This window comes from Falsiroseomonas sp. RANM36 (assembly GCF_056682175.1).
In genome coordinates this window covers 703,666-719,094 of the sequence record NZ_JBWXTD010000004.1, presented here as the reverse complement: position 1 = coordinate 719,094, position 15,429 = coordinate 703,666, and the positions used below count along the sequence as shown (strand labels likewise).

The window sequence follows — 15,429 nt, the reverse complement described above, 5'->3', positions numbered from 1 at the left end:
GGGGGGGGGGGGGGGGGGGGGGCCGGGGGCGCGCCCGCCGCCCGGCGGCGGCGCCCGCTGCGCGCCGCCGCGGCCCTGGCCGGGCGGGTCGGAGGGGTCGTTGTCGCTGGTGCCGCCCTGCTGCGGCGCCCGCTGCCCGCCGCCGCGGCCCTGGCCGGGCGGGTCGGAGGGGTCGTTGTCGCTGGTGCCGCCCTGCTGCGGGGCGCGCTGTCCGCCGCCGCGGCCCTGGCCGGGCGGGTCGGAGGGATCGTTGTCGCTCGCGCCCTGCTGCTGCGGCCCGCGCTGCCCGCCGCCGCGGCCATTGCCCGGGTCGTCGGAAGGGTCGTTGTCGGTCAGGCCGCTGCGCGCCCTTGGCGGGGGCGCGGGCCGCGAAGGCGCCGCGCCACCCTTGCCGCCAGGCTCCGGCACGCCGCCGCCACCCGACTTCGTGCCCTGCGCGGCCGCGACGCCCGGCAAGGCGGCGCCACCACCCAGCGCCGCCAACCGCAACACGAGCAGTCGTCGCCGCAGGGGCGAGCGCATCGGGTCATCGGCCATCTGGGTCTCCCTTCCTCGGCCGACATGTTCTTGCGCCCTGGCCGGCCCGTCCAGAGGAAAGCCGACGATGCGCTGCCGGGGGTGCGAATAAGTCTCTTGCATCGAAGTTCATATTTTGTTCTACTCTCTCCCATGAGACAGCCCCTGACCGCCGCCGGTCCGTCCGAGGCCGCCGACATCCCCTTCGAGCTGCGCATCCCGGCGCCGCCGAATTTCCGCTGGATCCCCGCCGCGCCGCCCGCGCCCTGGTGGCGCGAGGCGATGCGCTGGTCGCTGATCGGCCTGACCGCGAGCTGGGCGGCCGGCGAGATCACGCTGCGGCTGATGGTCCCCTGAGGCGGCCGCCGGCACTTTGTCCGAAACCGCCCACACCGGACGGCCTGCATGGCGCGCGGCCCGGCTCAGACCCCCGGCCCTCCGGCCATCGGGTCGCCTTACGCCGGCAGGGTCGCCAGCGCGCTGAGCCCGCCGCCCGGCCGGTTGTGCAGCACCACGTCGCCGCCATGCGCGCGCAGGATGTTGCGGGCGATCGGCAGGCCGAGGCCGGTGCCGCCGGTCTCCCGGTTGCGGCTGCTCTCAAGCCGCCGGAAGGGCTGGAACACGCCTTCCAGCTCGTCCTCCGGCACGCCCGGCCCGTCATCGTCGATGGCGATGCGGATCTGCGCCGGCGCCGCCTTCTCCAGCGCCAGCCGCGCCGCGCCGCCATAGGCCACGGCATTCCCCACCAGGTTGGCCAGCGCCCGCTTCAGCGCCACCGGCCGCGCCCGCACCGTCAGGTGCTCCGGTCCCTGATAGGCGACCTTGTCGCCGAGCTCGGGGTTCGCATCCGCCGCCTCGTCCAGCACGGTGCGGCACAGCGCCGCCAGGTCGAGCGGGACCGAGGGCTCGGCCGCCGCGTCGTCCCGGGCGAAGGCCAGCGTCGCCGCGATCATCGCCTCCATCTCCTCGAGATCGGCGATGATCTTGCGGCGCTGCTCGTCGTCGTCGAGCAGCTCGGCGCGCAGCTTCAGCCGGGTGATCGGGGTCTTCAGGTCATGGCCGATCGCCGCCAGCATCTGGGTGCGGTCGCTAACGAAGCGGCGGATGCGCTCGGCCATGGTGTTGAAGGCGTGGGCGGCGGTGGCGACCTCGGTCGGCCCGTTCTCCGGCAGCGGCGGGGCGTTCACGTCGCGCCCGAGCCGGTCCGCGGCTGCCGCCAGGTCGCGCACCGGCCGGGTCAGGCGCCGCACCGCCCAGAGCGTGAGGCCGGCCGCGGCGAGCGTCATCAGCACGAAGGAGGCCAGGAAGGTCGCGGAATGCCAGGGCCGGGGCGGCGGCAATTCGATCCGCAGGTTGAGCCAGCCGGCATCCGGGAAGCGCAGGCTCGCCAGCATCACGCCCGGCCGGTACGAGCCGGAGACGATCATCTCCCGCGGGCGCAGCCGCGGCGGCGCCGACATCACCGACTCGACGCGGAGCAGCCGGTTGATCGGCACCGGCGGCGGCGGGTTGTCGAGCCGCGCGATGGGCTCGCTGTCGTAGCTGGCGCGCAGGCCGGGCGGCAGGTCGAGGTCGCCGAGCACCGCCGCGCGGCGGTCGGGCTGCGTCACCAGCATCGTCCGCCACACGGCGTAGCTGCGCTGCGACACCTCGCGCCCCTGCTGGAATCGCTGCAGGTCCACCCGGTCCAGCGCGTGGATGGTGAGCCCGGCCACCTGGACCAGCACCAGGCCGAGCAGCAGGAACAGCGCGGTCCGCCCGGCGAGCGAACGGGGCAGCAGGCGCTTCACCGCCGGCTCAGCCCCGTTCCACCGCGGTGGCCAGCACATAGCCGCCGCCGCGCACGGTCTTGATCAGCTGCGGGTTGCGCCCGTCATCCTCCAGCTTGCGGCGCAGCCGGCTGACCGCGACGTCGATCGCGCGGTCGAAAGGCCCGGCCTGGCGGCCGCGCAGCAGGTCCATCAGCATGTCGCGCGTGAGCACCCGGTTCGGCCGCTCGACCAGCGCGATCAGCAGCTCGTATTCGCCGCCGGTCAGCGGCACCTCGACGCCCTGCGGGTTCACCAGACGGCGCCGCGCCGGCTCCAGGACCCAGCCGGAGAAGCGGATCTGCTTGGCCGGCGGCTCGCCGGAGGGCGAGCCGGTGGAGCTGTCGGCGGTGGCGCGGCGCAGCACGGCGCGGATGCGCGCCAGCAACTCGCGCGGGTTGAAGGGCTTGGCGACATAGTCGTCGGCGCCGAGTTCGAGGCCCACGATCCGGTCGGTCTCCTCGCCCATCGCGGTCAGCATGACGAGCGGCACCTCGGACTGGCCGCGCAGCCAGCGGGCGAAGTCCAGCCCCGATTCGCCCGGCATCATCAGGTCCAGCACCACTAGGTGGTAGCGCCCGAGCGGCCAGAGCTTCCGCGCCTCCCGCGCGTCGCGCGCGGTGGTGACGCGGAAGGACTGCTTCTCCAGGAACTTCCCGAGCAGGTCGCGGATCTCGCGATCGTCGTCCACGACCAGGATGTGCGGGTGCGAGGTGGCGTCCATCTCCGCAACATAGCGCGCCCGGGCGGCGGCCGAAGGCTGCTTCGACAGGCCATTGTTTCGCCCCGTCACGGCGGCGGCGGCTGCAACATGCTGTTGCACTTGCTCACCGCATGGCCCTTCGGCCGGTTACGTTGGTCCCCCATCCTTTCGCCAACACGGGCCGCATCGGGCCGCGGCAGACTAGGCGCCGCGGCGAAACGACCCCCCTCCTGCCCCGGGGCGGCCTCGTGTACTGGCGGCGGGGATGTTCTCCCACCTGTCCCCGCCGCCCTCTTTTCCCCATCCCCCCGACTGGGTCCGCGATGCCGCGCGGGATCTCGTGCGGCGCGACGCCATCTTCGCCGGCATCGAGGACCGCGCCGGGCCGCTGCCCTGGATCGTGCGGCCGGCCGGCTTTCCCGGCCTCCTCCGGGCGATCTGCGCCCAGCTCGTTTCCAACGAGGCCGCCTTCGCCATCTGGCGGCGCGTCTCTTCCCTGCCGGGCGCGACGACGCCGGCGGGCTTCCTCGCGCTCGATCCGGAGCGCGTCGGCCTCGAGGGCGGGCTGACGCGCCAGAAGGTGCGCCATGCCCGCGCGCTGGCCGAAGCCATCCTGGACGGGTCCCTGCCGCTCGACCGGCTGCACGCGATGCCGGATGCGGAAGCCGTGGCGGCGCTCTGCCGGGTGAAGGGGATCGGCCGCTGGACGGCGGAGGTGCATCTGCTGTTCTCGCATGAGCGACCGGACGTGTTCCCGGTCGGCGACCTGGCGCTGCAGGCGGCGGCGGCGCAGCTGCGCGGCATGCCGGCGCGGCCCGATGCGCGGGCGATGGAGGCGATCGCGGCCGACTGGGCGCCGTGGCGGTCGGTCGCGGCCCGGCTGCTCTGGCACCACTGGCTGCATCACACGAAACGCGCGACGCTGGACCCCGCATGATCCTGTCGAGCCGCATCCGCGCCACCGATGTCCCGCCCATCCCCGCCGCCCGTGCCTGGGCCGCGCGCTACGACGGCCGCGCCGGCCCGGCGCTCGACCTCACGCAGGCCGTGCCGGGCTACCCGCCGCCGCCGGTGCTGCTGGCCAAGCTGGCGGAGGCCGCCGGCAGCGCGTCGGGCGCGGGATACGGCCCGATCGCCGGCGACGCGGCCCTGCGGGAGGCGCTGGCGGAGGATGTCTCGGCCTTCTACCGCGCGCCGATCCCGGCCTCCGCCGTCGCGATCACCGCCGGCTGCAACCTCGCCTTCGCCATGGCGATGCAGGTGCTGGCGGCGGAGGGCGAGGCGGTGCTGCTGCCGACGCCGTGGTATTTCAATCACCACATGGCGCTGACCATGCAGGGCGTGCGAACCATCCCCGTTCCGACCCGGCCCGAGGACGGCTTCGTGCCCGACCCCGCGCAAATCGCTGCGCTGCTGGCGGCGCATCGCCCGCGCGCCGTGGTGCTGGTGACGCCCAACAACCCGACCGGCGCGATCTACCCGGCGGCGGTGATCGAGCAGGTCGCTTCGCTCTGCCGCCGGCATGGCGCGGCGCTGGTGCTCGACGAGACCTATCGCGACTTCCTGCCCGAGGACCGCGTGCCGCCGCATGCGCTGTTCGAGGACCCAGACTGGGGCAGGGTGCTGCTGCACCTCTATTCCTTCTCCAAGGCCTATTGCGTGCCGGGGCATCGCGTCGGCGCCGTCGTTGCCGGGCCGGCGGTGATGGCGGAGCTCGACAAGGCCTTCGACACCTTCCAGATCTGTCCGCCGCGCCCGCCCCAGGCGGCGCTGGCCTGGGCGATCCCGGCGCTGCGCGACTGGCGGGCCGGCAATCGCGCGCTGATGGCCGACCGCGCCGCCTTCTTCCGCGACGCGGTCTCCCAGCTGCCGGGCTGGCGGCTGGATGCGATCGGCACCTATTTCGCCTTCCTCCGCCTGCCGGACTCTGCGCCGGACGCCATGCGCGCGTCGGAAATCCTGGCGGCGGAGCAGGGGCTGATGACGCTGCCGGGCCCCTTCTTCGGGCCCGGGCAGGATCGCCATCTGCGGCTGGCCTTCGCCAATGCCGCCGAGCCCGTGCTGGCGCAGGTGCCGGCCCGGCTCGCAACCTTCTCGTGACGGAGAACCCGATGCGAACGATTGATGTGATCTCCGACGCCATTTGCCCCTGGTGCTGGATCGGCAAGGCGCATCTCGATGCAGCGCTGGCCGAGCTCGCGCGCGACGGGCTGGAGTTCCGCGTGCGCTGGAAGCCCTTCCAGCTCAATCCCGACATGCCGGAGGAAGGCGTGGAGCGCGCCACCTATCGCGCCCAGAAGTTCGGCTCGGTCGAGCGCGGGAAGGAGCTGGATGCGCAGGTCGCCGAAGCCGGCCGTGCCGCGGGGCTGGATTTCCGCCACGACCTGATGCTGCGCACGCCGAACACCGTGGCCGCGCATCGCGTGATCCGCGCGGCGGAACAGGCCGGCGTGCAGCAGCCGGTCGTGGATGCGCTGTTCCGGGCCTATTTCCACCAGGGCCGCGACATCGGCGATGCCGCGGTGCTCAATGCGGTTGCGGCGGAGGCCGGCCTGCCCGGCATGGCGGCGATGCTGGCCGGCGAGGAGCATCGCGATGCCGTGCTGGCCGAGGACATGGCCGCGCGCCGCGGCGGCATCAGCGGCGTGCCGAGCTTCCTGATGGACCGCCACCTGCTGTTCAGCGGCGCGATGCCGGGGCCGCGCATGGCGGAGGCGTTCCGGCAGGCGGATGCCATCCTGTCGCAGCGCGAGAAGGCGGCGTGATGGCGACGGTCGGGCGCGGCCGTTCGCGCAGGAAACAGACCTGACGCACACCAAACACCGGGGGGACCGACAAGCATGGAATGGGTGATTCTCGGCCTGATCGTCCTGCTGCTGCTGTGGCTGGTCATGGTCTACAACCGGCTCGTCAGCCTGCGGCAGACCGTCGGCCAGTCCTGGGCCGATATCGAGGTGCAGCTCAAGCAGCGCCACGACCTGATCCCGAACCTGGTCGAGACGGTGAAGGGCTATGCGGCGCATGAGCGCGGCACGCTCGATGCCGTGATCCAGGCGCGCAACAGCGCGGTCAACGCGCATGGCCCGGAAGCCGCGGCCGCGGCGGAAGGCCAGCTCACCGGCGCGCTGTCACGCCTGTTCGCGCTCTCGGAAGCCTATCCCGACCTCAAGGCGAACCAGAATTTTCTATCGCTGCAGGGCGAGCTGTCGGCGCTGGAGACAAAAATCGCCGCCGCGCGGCGCTTCTTCAACAACGCGGTCGCGGAGTTCAACGCGGCGATCCAGTCCATCCCCGCGGTGTTCTTCGCCGGCAGCCTCGGCTTCACGCCGCGCGGCTTCTTCGAGCTGGAGGCGAATGAGCGCGCCGCGGTGCAGACCCCGCCGGGCGTGAAGTTCTGACGCGATGCTTCCGGCGACGGGCCTTCGCACCCACGCCTGGAACACCGCGCTCCGCTCCCTGCTGCTGCTGGCGGGCTTCCCGCTGCTGCTGGCGATGATGGGCTATGCGCTCGCGCTGCTGCTCGTCGCCGGCAACGCGCCGACGGTGCAGGACGGCCTGTGGCAGGCGGCGCAACTGCTGCCCGGCATCGTCCCGCTGGCGCTGCTCGTCGCCGCCATCTGGTTCGCGATCGCGTGGTTCAGCCACAACCGCATCCTCGACCTCGTCACCGGCGCGAAGCGCGTGGCCGACCCGCGCGACGAGCCGCGGCTCTGGAAGCTGACCGAGGCGCTCTGCATCAGCCGCGGCATGACCATGCCGCGCCTGGCCGTGATCGAGACGCCGGCGCGCAACGCCTTCGCCTCCGGCCTCACGCCGAAGAAGGCCGGCGTGACGGTGACGCGGGGGCTGATGGAGGCGCTGGACGACCGCGAGCTTTCCGCCGTGATCGGGCATGAGTTGGCGCATATCCGCAACGGCGATGCGCGGCTCGGTGTGATCGCGGCGGTCTTCGTCGGCGTGATCACGCTGGTGACCGACTCCGTCTGGAAAGGGCTGCGGCTGATGCGCTTCACGCGCATCGGCGGCCGCAGCCGCTCCTCCTCGTCTTCCTCCTCGAACCGCAGCGGCGGCGGGGGCGGGCTCGTGGTGCTGGCGCTCATCGCGATCGCCATCCTCATCGCGGTGCTGGCGCATCTGCTGGCGCTGGTGCTGCGCATGGCGCTGTCGCGCAACCGCGAATACCTCGCGGACGCCGGCGCCGTGGACTTCACCCAGGACCCGGATGCGATGATCTCCGCCCTGCGGAAGGTCGAGCAGAAGCCGGGTCTCACGGAGGTGCCGGAGCAGGTGCGGGCGCTGTTCCTGCACGATGCGAAGCTGTCGCGCGCGATGGGCTGGTTCGCGACCCATCCGCCGGTGGAGGCGCGCGTTGCAGCGCTGGTGCGCTACGCCGGCGGGCATGATCCCGGCAAGCTGCCCGACCTGCCGGCCGAGGCTGCACCGGCAGAGGCTGGGGCGCAGGAACCGCTCTGGACCGAGGCGGTCACCCCTCCAGCAGGCGGCGCAGCTTCCGGACAGCGCTCCCCGGGGTCGTCACCACCGGCCGGCCGGTCGCCCTGGCAACCATGGGGGCCGCGCGGGCCAGGCTGAACTGGCCGAGCAGAATGGCGTCGCAGTCGCGCAGCGCGGGCGCCGCCTGCTCCACCAGGCGATCGTGCCGCTCCGGGTCGCCAGCATCGAGCGCGGCCATCGCGCCCTCCGCCAGGCAGGGCACGACGGCCACGCCCGGCGGGAATTCCGGCGGCATGGACGAGAGCGTGCCGGGGAAGGTCGCCAGCAGGCCGATCCGGCTTCCATGGCCGACCACCTCCTCGATCGCCGCCTCGTTGGGCTTGAGCACGGGCATCGGCGCCAGGTCGCGCGCGCAGGCCTCGATGCAGGGGCCGAAGGCGGAGCAGGAGAACAGGATGCCCTGCGCGCCGGTGCCGGCGGCGTAGCGCGCCAGCGTCAGGAAGCGCTGCGTCATCGCCTCGTTCAGGCGCCCTTCGCGGGCGAGGTCGGCCGAGAGGCTGTCATCCAGCAGGTTCATCAGCCGCGCCTCGGGCCAGATCCCGGCGAAGGCGGCCTCGATCGGCGGCGGCGAGTGCCGCAGCGCGTGGATCAGCGCGATGCGCATCGTCACTCCGGGATGCAGCGGCGGAGGGGAGAGGGGAATTCGGCGCAGTCGGGGAAGACGATCTCGTTCGGGCCCCGGCGCTCCACGCGCAACGTGTTCGGCCCGCCGGGGCAGCCGAAGCCGACATCGCTCGGCATCCGCGCGCCAAAGGGGGTGTTCTGCGGCGGGGCGGGCAGGAAGCGCATCTCCAGCGCATCGGGCTCGGCGGCCACCGTCTCGAGCAGACGCTGGCGATAGGCGACGTCGAGCGGCGAGGCGCGCAGCACCACGTCGCGCATGAAGATCACCGTGGGCTGGCCGAAGCAGCGCGCGCCGACGCCGTCGCCGGGCGGGAAGATGCCGCCCGTCCAGGAGCCGAACACCCAGGCATGCGGCGGCAGCCCGCCCTGCTGGGCGGTCGAACTGCCGCCGAGCACCAGCAACAGAGCCGCCACAAGCATCCAGCGTCGCATGCCATGCCCCCCGCGATCCCGACCTCCCTCATACGCCCCTCGCGCAGGGAGGACTACCGCCCGCCCGTCACGCCCGGGCCGGTGCGGCGGCCGGGGCGGGGTCCTTCACCGGCATGTGGATCAGCGCGGCGAAGGCTGCGGCGAGAATGCCGATGGTCCACATCAGGTCGTAGGACCCGGTGCGGTCGAGGATCAGCCCGCCGAGCCAGGCGCCGGTGAAGCCGCCGATCTGGTGGCCGAGATAGACAATCCCGAACAGCGTCGCCAGCCAGCGCGTGCCGAAGTTCCGCGCCACCAGCGCCACGGTGGGCGGTATGGTCGAGAGCCACAGGATGCCCATCAGCGCCGAGAACAGCAGGACCGTCTCGGTGGTCTTGGGCAGCGCCATGAAGCCGGCCATCAGCACGCCACGCGCGGCATAGATCAGGACGAGAAGCTCGCGTCGCCGCCAGCGCTGCGCCAGTTCTCCGGCCGCGAGCGATCCCGCGATGTTGAACAGCCCGATGAGGGCGATCGCCCCCGCCCCCACCGCCACCGGCAGCCCGCAGCTGTGCACGAAGCCCGGCAGGTGGACGCTGAGGAAGGAGACATGCAGGCCGCAGACGAAGAAGCCGAAGAACAGGAACCAGAAGGTCGGCGTGCGGAGCGCGCGGGAGAGCGCCTGGCGCGCCGTCTCCTCGGTGGCGGCGGCCTTGGGCGGCGGGCGGTCGGCCAGCGGCGCGGCGAGCGGGATCATCAGCAGCGCGGCGGCGGCCAGCAGCAGCAGCGTCCATTGCCAGCCGAAGCCCGCGATGCCGAAGCCGGCCAGCGGCACCACCAGGAACTGCCCGAAGGAGGACCCGGCCGTGCCGAGCCCGACGGCGCGCCCGCGCTGGGTCTCCGGCAACAGCCGGGTGAGGGAGGCGATGATCACCGGCATCCCGGCGGCGGAGACCGCAAGCCCCATCACCACCCCGGCGAAGAAGGTGAAGACCGCCATGCTGTCGGCGAAGGCCATGCCGAGGATTCCGACGGCGTAGAGCACCGCGCCACCCATGACGACCGTCCGCCCGCCGATGCGGTCCGCGATCTGGCCGCAGAGCGGCTGGAAGATGCCGTTCAGCAGCACCGAGAGCGCGATGGCGAAGGCGAAGCCGGAGGCCGTCCAGCCATACGCGGTGGTCATCGGGGCGAGAAAGAGCCCGAAGGACTGGCGCAGGCCGTTGGCCAGCGCGGCGGCCAGCACGCCGCAGGCGATCAGCACGCCGGCGGCGGCCGGCATGGACCGGATGGACATCGGGAGCTCCACGGTCGTTCGCCGAGTACCTTCCCATCGGGGAGGCCGCGATTCAACGCATCCGGAAGCCCGCCGGGCGCATGGCTGCCAGAGCATCACCGGTTACCCTGGATCATGTCGTTGCGCTCATCCGGGTGACCGATGCGCCGGTTCGGCGATCCTGTCCGCCCGGATCAGGCGCTACGCAGCGAAAGGATCACCGCGGGCGGCCAGGATGTTCACGATGTCGTCGGTGCGGGCCGCGAGCTCCGCCGCCGGGACGGGGGTGATGCCCGCATCGGCGCCGATGGTCCAGAAGGCGAAGCCCATCCCCTCCAGCAGGCCGATCAGCTCCGCGGCGCTCGATCCGTGCGCCCTCTGCAGGCCGGGGGAGAATTCGAACATGACCCGCACCCGCGGCGAGCGCGCGAGCAGGCGCGCCATGCCCTGCACCGCCTGGGTCTCCGTGCCCTCCACGTCCATCTTGATGACATCCACGCGGAAGTCGGGATCGGGGTAGAGATCGTCGAGCGCCACGACCCGGCAGGGCACCGTCTCCACCCCCGGAGCCGCCTGGCCGGCCGGCGTGGCGAGATGCCCCCCGCCCGCGTACTCCCAGGAGAAGCGCAGCTCGGACCGGCCTTCCGCGGCGCCGACCGCGAGGTTGTGCACCTTGGCGTGGCCGCCGAACCCGTTCACCGCCAGCGAGCGCGCGAGCAGCCCGGCGAAGCGCGGGTTCGGCTCGAAGGCATGCACCTGGCCTGTCGCCGCGAGCGCGGAGCACGCCAGCAGCGCATAGACGCCGAGATGCGCGCCGATGTCGAACACCGTGTCGCCGGGCCGGATCAGGCGCCAGAACAGGTTCGTGTAGTTCGGCTCCCAGATGCCGAACATCATGATGTGCGGCACGAGGTCGGTGCCCCGCGTGTCCACATACATCAGGATCCGCCCGTGCAGCAGCGTCAGCGCCGTGTCGTCGCCGAGCCAGGTCGTCGCGGTGCGGAAGAAAGGCTCGCTGCGGCTCTCCATCCGTGCGAGCTGCGCCGACAGCTCCTCCAGGCGCTGCAGCACCTGCCGGCTGGTCGGTTGCGGCGGGCCGCGTCGGCCGAGGAGGCGCTTGAGCATCGCGACGGGCACGTCCTTGCTTCAGGGTTGGGTGGGTCAGCCGGCCTTGCGGATGGCAAGGCCGAAGGAGGTCGCCACGACGATGCCGTGGCGCTGGCGATGGCCGCGCGTGCTGGTCGGCGCCGCCGCCACCTGCTCGTCCATCGCCTCGGCGCCCGGATGCGTGTTGAAGGCGAGGATGCGATGGCCCGCGGGCGCCAGCCGCTCGGCCAGCGCCTCGATGTCGCAGCGCCGCAGGATGACCAGGTTCGGCAATTCCCAGGTGGTCCTGTCCGAGGTGAGGTTGAAGTCGAGGCAGTGCAGCGCGAGGCCGCCGGGACGCAGCGGCGCGAGGCTCGCCTCGAGGAAGGCGAGCGTGGCCTCGATCGAACGCAGCCGCCCCGGCATGCCGAGGGAGAAGCAGAAATCCATGCTGTCCGGGGGGAAGCTGCCGATCGCGGTGGGCTCGAAGGCGGCGAAGCGCACCAGCTGGTCGAACTCCTCGAGCGTGATGATCTCGGGGTAGAACAGCCGGCTGCGCCGCGCCTCGATCGCGCGTTCGTCGCCGCTCTCGCCGCCGATCGCCAGCATCTCGGCGCCGCGCGAGGCGAGCAGGGCGGCGATGCGCTCGCGCCCCGCCTCGATCGCGAGGCCGCGGCGGCCCGGCGCGATCAGGCCCTCCGTCGCCAGCACGGAGACGATCCAGGCATGCTCCCACTTCGCGCGCGTGCGCGACGGGCGCAATCCGATGGCTTCGATGATCTCGGCGAAGGCCGGGTCGGCGAATTGCGAGGCGGTGCAGAGCTGCGATCCCGGCTGCTCGAGATCGGGCGGGGCGAAGCGCCAGTCGAGTGCTGCCGAGGCCGGGGGGCGCAGCAGGAACAGCGGCACCGTGTAGGTCGGAAAGCCGTTCAGGACCGAATCGAAGAACTCGTGGAAGCTCTCTGTGTTCGTGAAGGCGCGGCGGAGCGCATCGAGGTCGGGCAGGGCCTTGAAGGCTTCGACCTCGGCGGGACTGACCGGCGCGCGACCGGCCAGCAGCCGGAAACCCCACTCCACGGCCTCGCGCGAAACGCCCTTGGGCGGGGGCGCGGCGTCTGCCGCGGCGTCGCCCGCGCGCCCCTCCTCGTGATCCGACATCCGGCTCCTCCGGCGCCGCTCGCGGCGCCCGCCCGGGTTCCATCACAGCGCGCGGCCGCCCGCAACCCCGCGGCGCCGGCGCCGCCCCTGCGTGCCGCCGGCCCCCGATGCCAGACTCCGCTTGACGCGTCGCGCGCGCGCGCCGTCCAATGCGGCCATACGCGGCGGGGCAGGAACCTTCGCCGATCCTGGGGAGGAGTTTCCACCATGCGCCGTCGCCACCTGATTGCCGCCGCGGGCGGCCTGCTTGCCATTCCCGGCCTCGCCCGCGCACAGCGGGGCACGGCGATCGGCGTGTCCTGGTCGAACTTCCAGGAAGAGCGCTGGAAGACCGATGAGGCGGCGATCCAGGCGGCGCTGCGCGCAGGCGGTGCGACCTATCTCTCGGCCGATGCCCAGTCCAATCCGACGAAGCAGCTTGCCGATATCGAGAGCCTGCTGGCGCGCGGCGTGAAGGCGCTGATCGTGCTGGCGCAGGATGCGCAGGCGGTGCGCCCGGCGGTGGACCGCGCCCTGAACGAGGGTGTGGCCGTGATCGGTTACGACCGGCTGATCGAGGATCCGCGCGCCTTCTACCTGACCTTCGACAATGTCGAGGTCGGCCGCATGATGGCCCGCGCCATCCAGGCGGCGAAGCCCGAGGGCAACTACGCCTTCATCAAGGGCAGCAGCGCCGATCCCAATGCCGGCTTCCTGTACCAGGGCAGCATGGAGGTGCTGAAGCCCGCGATCGATGCCGGGCGCATCCGCAATGTGGGCGAGGCCTTCACGGATGGGTGGCTGCCGGCCAATGCGCAGCGCAACATGGAGCAGATCCTGACCCGGAACAACAACCGCGTGGATGCCGTGGTCGCCGCCAATGACGGCACCGCGGGCGGCGCGATCGCAGCCCTCGCCGCGCAGGGGCTGGCGGGCAGCGTGCCGGTCTCCGGCCAGGATGCCGACCGCGCGGCGCTCAATCGCATCGCGCTCGGCACGCAGACGGTGACGATCTGGAAGGATGCGCGCGACCTCGGCAAGGCGGCCGGCGAGATCGCCGTGCGCCTCGCCGGCGGGGCGCGGCTGAACGAGGTCCCGGGCGCCGTGCAGTGGAACCAGGGCCCGTCGCGGGCGAACATGACCGCGCTGTTCCTGCGTCCGCAGCCGATCACGAAGGAGAATCTGGGCCTCGTCATCGAAGGCGGCTGGGCGCCGCGCGATGCGGTGTGCCAGGGCGTTCCCGCGGGTCGCGTCCCGGCCTGCGGATGAGCGCCACCGCCACGCGCGGCCTCGGCGGGAGTTCCGGGGCCGCGCTGCGCGCGCTGGAGGTCGATCCGCGCCTCGTCGGCATGCTTGCCGCGCTGGCGGCCATCTGGATCGGGTTCGACCTGCTCTCGGGCGGCGCCTTCCTGACGCCGCGCAACCTGTGGAACCTGTCGGTCCAGACCGCCTCCATCGCGGTGATGGCCTGCGGGATGGTGCTGGTCATCGTCACCCGCAACATCGACCTGTCGGTTGGCGCGATCCTCGGCGTGACCGGCATGCTCATCGGCGTGCTGCAGGCGCGGCTGCTGCCGGAGATCCTCGGCCTCGAGAACCCCGCCACCTGGATCATCGCGGTCTTCGCCGCGGTGCTCGTCGGCGGGGCGATCGGCATGCTGCAGGGCGCGCTGATCGCCTGGCTCGCCATCCCCTCCTTCATCGTCACGCTGGGTGGGCTGCTGGTGTGGCGCGGCGCTGCCTGGTGGGTGACGCAGGGCCAGACCGTGGCGCCGATGGACATGCGCTTCCGGCGCCTCGGCGGCGGGATCGAGGGCGCGATCGGCGCGACGGCGTCCTGGATCATCGGCGGCCTCGCCTGCGCGGCCATCCTGGCTGCGCTGATCGCCTCGCGGCGCCGTCGCATCGGCTTCGGCTTCCCGGTGCGGCCCGCCTGGGCCGAGGCGACTGTCGCGGTGCTGGCGGTGGGCGTGGTGCTGGGTGCGGTACTGGTGGCGAATTCCTACCCGCTGCCGGTCGGCATCGCGCGGCGCCTGGTCGAGCAGGCGGGCGGCACCTGGGTGCCCGGCACCTTCATCGCGCATGGGCTGGCGATCCCCGTCCTGGTCGCGATCGCCGTCGGCATCGTCATCACCGTGCTGGCGCTGCGCACGCGCTTCGGCCGCGCGGTCTTCGCCATCGGCGGCAACCCGGAAGCGGCCGAGCTCTCGGGCATCAACACCCGGCGCACCATCATGATGGTCTTCGCCCTGATGGGCGCATTGTGCGGGATCGCCGCCTGCATCTCCACCGCGCGGCTGAACGCGGCGACGAATGCCGCCGGATCGCTGGACGAGCTCTATGTGATCGCGGCCGCGGTGATCGGCGGCACCTCGCTTGCCGGCGGCGCCGGCACGGTGGCGGGCGCGATGCTCGGCGCGCTGGTGATGCAGAGCCTGCAATCGGGCATGGTGCTGCTGGGCGTGGACGCGCCGATGCAGAACATCGTCGTCGGGGTGGTGCTCGTGTTCGCGGTCTGGCTGGACAACGTCTATCGGAGGCGCATCCGGTGAGCGCGGACGGAGGCGTGCCGCTCGTCGAGATGGACGACATCCACCTCGCCTTCGGCGGCATCAAGGCCGTGGACGGCGCGAGCGTGGACCTGCACGAAGGCGAGGTGGTCGGGCTGCTCGGCCACAACGGCGCGGGCAAGTCCACGCTGATCAAGGTGCTGTCCGGCGCCTATCGCGCGGATTCCGGCGAGATCCGGGTGCGGGGCGAGACCGCGCATATCCACTCGCCGCGCGATGCCCGCCGCTACGGCATCGAGACGATCTACCAGACGCTGGCGCTGGCCGACAATCTCGACGCCGCGGCGAACATCTTTCTCGGGCGCGAGTTGCTGACGCGTTGGGGCACGCTGGACGACGCGGCGATGGAGGCGGCGACGCGGGAGGTGATGGGCCGGCTCAACCCGCATTTCCGCCGCTTCAAGGAGCCGGTGCGCGCGCTCTCGGGCGGGCAGCGGCAATCGGTGGCGATCGCGCGCGCGATCCATTTCGACGCGCGCATCCTGATCATGGACGAGCCGACGGCCGCGCTCGGCCCGGCCGAGACGGCGCAGGTGGGCGCGCTGGTGAAGCAGCTGAAGACGCAGGGCATCGGCATCTTCCTGATCAGCCACGACATCCACGATGTCTTCGACCTGGCGGACCGGATCAGCGTGATGAAGAACGGCCGCCTGGTCGGGACGGCGCGGGTTGCCGACATCACCAAGGACGAGGCGCTCGGGATGATCATCCTCGGCAAGTGCCCGCCCGGCGCGATCCCCGGGCCGGGGGCAATGACCTGAAATCGCCCTCCCCCGCGTGCGGGGG

General features: G+C 72.4%; 16 protein-coding genes and 1 pseudogene. 9 read left to right on the top strand and 8 right to left on the bottom strand.

Going from position 1 to position 15,429, the window contains the following annotated elements:
- Positions 1-537 (bottom strand): annotated as a pseudogene (locus AC1MIR_RS17225) (hypothetical protein); the annotation flags it as partial.
- 132 nt (positions 538-669) lie between these two features.
- Here AC1MIR_RS17225 and AC1MIR_RS17220 point away from each other — a divergent pair.
- Positions 670-873 (top strand): hypothetical protein, encoded by a 204-nt coding sequence (locus AC1MIR_RS17220; RefSeq protein WP_480029409.1) that lies wholly within the window; start codon positions 670-672, stop codon positions 871-873.
- 98 nt (positions 874-971) lie between these two features.
- On the opposite strand, the gene AC1MIR_RS17215 is transcribed toward AC1MIR_RS17220, so the two are convergent.
- Together AC1MIR_RS17215 and AC1MIR_RS17210 are read right to left on the bottom strand one after the other, a co-directional pair.
- On the bottom strand, positions 972-2,306 hold the full coding sequence (locus AC1MIR_RS17215; RefSeq protein WP_480029408.1) for an ATP-binding protein: 1,335 nt from the start codon (positions 2,304-2,306) through the stop codon (positions 972-974).
- A gap of 7 nt (positions 2,307-2,313) precedes the next feature.
- On the bottom strand, positions 2,314-3,048 hold the full coding sequence (locus tag AC1MIR_RS17210; RefSeq protein WP_480029407.1) for a response regulator: 735 nt from the start codon (positions 3,046-3,048) through the stop codon (positions 2,314-2,316).
- 319 nt (positions 3,049-3,367) lie between these two features.
- On the opposite strand from AC1MIR_RS17210, the gene AC1MIR_RS17205 reads away from it, so the two are divergent.
- The 5 genes from AC1MIR_RS17205 (at position 3,368) to AC1MIR_RS17185 (ending at position 7,617) form a co-directional block, all read left to right on the top strand.
- Complete coding sequence (locus tag AC1MIR_RS17205; RefSeq protein WP_480029406.1) at positions 3,368-3,964, top strand: DNA-3-methyladenine glycosylase family protein; 597 nt, start codon at positions 3,368-3,370, stop codon at positions 3,962-3,964.
- On the top strand, positions 3,961-5,127 hold the full coding sequence (locus AC1MIR_RS17200; protein ID WP_480029405.1) for an aminotransferase: 1,167 nt from the start codon (positions 3,961-3,963) through the stop codon (positions 5,125-5,127). The genes AC1MIR_RS17205 and AC1MIR_RS17200 overlap by 4 nt, the downstream gene beginning before the upstream one ends.
- A gap of 11 nt (positions 5,128-5,138) precedes the next feature.
- Positions 5,139-5,792, top strand: a complete 654-nt coding sequence (locus AC1MIR_RS17195) for a DsbA family oxidoreductase (protein ID WP_480029404.1) — start codon at positions 5,139-5,141, stop codon at positions 5,790-5,792.
- Positions 5,793-5,867: 75 nt separating this feature from the next.
- Complete coding sequence (locus AC1MIR_RS17190; RefSeq protein ID WP_480029403.1) at positions 5,868-6,425, top strand: LemA family protein; 558 nt, start codon at positions 5,868-5,870, stop codon at positions 6,423-6,425.
- A 4-nt stretch (positions 6,426-6,429) separates the two neighbouring features.
- Positions 6,430-7,617 carry a M48 family metalloprotease gene (locus tag AC1MIR_RS17185; RefSeq protein WP_480029402.1) on the top strand — a complete coding sequence of 396 codons (1,188 nt, stop codon included), beginning with the start codon at positions 6,430-6,432 and terminating at the stop codon, positions 7,615-7,617.
- Here the strand turns inward: AC1MIR_RS17185 and AC1MIR_RS17180 are convergent.
- The 5 genes from AC1MIR_RS17180 to AC1MIR_RS17160 form a co-directional block, all read right to left on the bottom strand.
- Entirely contained in the window at positions 7,511-8,143 is a 633-nt protein-coding gene (locus AC1MIR_RS17180) for an aspartate/glutamate racemase family protein (RefSeq protein WP_480029401.1), read from the bottom strand. The two genes, AC1MIR_RS17185 and AC1MIR_RS17180, sit on opposite strands and share 107 nt — an antisense overlap.
- Positions 8,144-8,145: 2 nt before the next feature.
- Positions 8,146-8,583 (bottom strand): hypothetical protein, encoded by a 438-nt coding sequence (locus AC1MIR_RS17175; RefSeq protein WP_480029400.1) that lies wholly within the window; start codon positions 8,581-8,583, stop codon positions 8,146-8,148.
- Between the two features lie 79 nt (positions 8,584-8,662).
- Entirely contained in the window at positions 8,663-9,871 is a 1,209-nt protein-coding gene (locus tag AC1MIR_RS17170; RefSeq protein ID WP_480029399.1) for an MFS transporter, read from the bottom strand.
- Positions 9,872-10,051: 180 nt separating this feature from the next.
- Positions 10,052-10,975 carry an FkbM family methyltransferase gene (locus AC1MIR_RS17165; RefSeq protein ID WP_480029398.1) on the bottom strand — a complete coding sequence of 308 codons (924 nt, stop codon included), beginning with the start codon at positions 10,973-10,975 and terminating at the stop codon, positions 10,052-10,054.
- 36 nt (positions 10,976-11,011) lie between these two features.
- Positions 11,012-12,094 (bottom strand): hypothetical protein, encoded by a 1,083-nt coding sequence (locus tag AC1MIR_RS17160; RefSeq protein WP_480029397.1) that lies wholly within the window; start codon positions 12,092-12,094, stop codon positions 11,012-11,014.
- Positions 12,095-12,301: 207 nt separating this feature from the next.
- Between AC1MIR_RS17160 and xylF the strand changes: the two genes are divergently transcribed.
- From xylF to AC1MIR_RS17145, 3 genes are read left to right on the top strand one after another with little or no spacing between them, the layout of a single operon-like run.
- Entirely contained in the window at positions 12,302-13,342 is a 1,041-nt protein-coding gene (gene xylF, locus AC1MIR_RS17155) for a D-xylose ABC transporter substrate-binding protein (RefSeq protein ID WP_480029396.1), read from the top strand.
- The gene (locus tag AC1MIR_RS17150) at positions 13,339-14,625 is read left to right on the top strand and encodes a sugar ABC transporter permease (protein WP_480029395.1); all 1,287 of its coding nucleotides are present in this window, start codon (positions 13,339-13,341) and stop codon (positions 14,623-14,625) included. The genes xylF and AC1MIR_RS17150 overlap by 4 nt, the downstream gene beginning before the upstream one ends.
- Complete coding sequence (locus AC1MIR_RS17145) at positions 14,622-15,404, top strand: ATP-binding cassette domain-containing protein (protein WP_480029394.1); 783 nt, start codon at positions 14,622-14,624, stop codon at positions 15,402-15,404. Before AC1MIR_RS17150 ends, AC1MIR_RS17145 begins: the two co-directional genes overlap by 4 nt.
- Positions 15,405-15,429 lie beyond the last annotated feature (25 nt).

Coding starts and splice junctions, on each gene's coding strand:
- AC1MIR_RS17185 (WP_480029402.1), top strand. CDS start 6,430: ATGCTTCCGGCGACGGGCCTTCGCACCCACGCCTGGAACACCGCGCTC.
- AC1MIR_RS17175 (WP_480029400.1), bottom strand. CDS start 8,583: ATGCTTGTGGCGGCTCTGTTGCTGGTGCTCGGCGGCAGTTCGACCGCC.
- AC1MIR_RS17220 (WP_480029409.1), top strand. CDS start 670: ATGAGACAGCCCCTGACCGCCGCCGGTCCGTCCGAGGCCGCCGACATC.
- AC1MIR_RS17180 (WP_480029401.1), bottom strand. CDS start 8,143: ATGCGCATCGCGCTGATCCACGCGCTGCGGCACTCGCCGCCGCCGATC.
- AC1MIR_RS17150 (WP_480029395.1), top strand. CDS start 13,339: ATGAGCGCCACCGCCACGCGCGGCCTCGGCGGGAGTTCCGGGGCCGCG.
- AC1MIR_RS17210 (WP_480029407.1), bottom strand. CDS start 3,048: ATGGACGCCACCTCGCACCCGCACATCCTGGTCGTGGACGACGATCGC.
- AC1MIR_RS17165 (WP_480029398.1), bottom strand. CDS start 10,975: ATGCTCAAGCGCCTCCTCGGCCGACGCGGCCCGCCGCAACCGACCAGC.
- AC1MIR_RS17195 (WP_480029404.1), top strand. CDS start 5,139: ATGCGAACGATTGATGTGATCTCCGACGCCATTTGCCCCTGGTGCTGG.
- AC1MIR_RS17160 (WP_480029397.1), bottom strand. CDS start 12,094: ATGTCGGATCACGAGGAGGGGCGCGCGGGCGACGCCGCGGCAGACGCC.
- AC1MIR_RS17170 (WP_480029399.1), bottom strand. CDS start 9,871: ATGTCCATCCGGTCCATGCCGGCCGCCGCCGGCGTGCTGATCGCCTGC.
- AC1MIR_RS17190 (WP_480029403.1), top strand. CDS start 5,868: ATGGAATGGGTGATTCTCGGCCTGATCGTCCTGCTGCTGCTGTGGCTG.
- xylF (WP_480029396.1), top strand. CDS start 12,302: ATGCGCCGTCGCCACCTGATTGCCGCCGCGGGCGGCCTGCTTGCCATT.
- AC1MIR_RS17200 (WP_480029405.1), top strand. CDS start 3,961: ATGATCCTGTCGAGCCGCATCCGCGCCACCGATGTCCCGCCCATCCCC.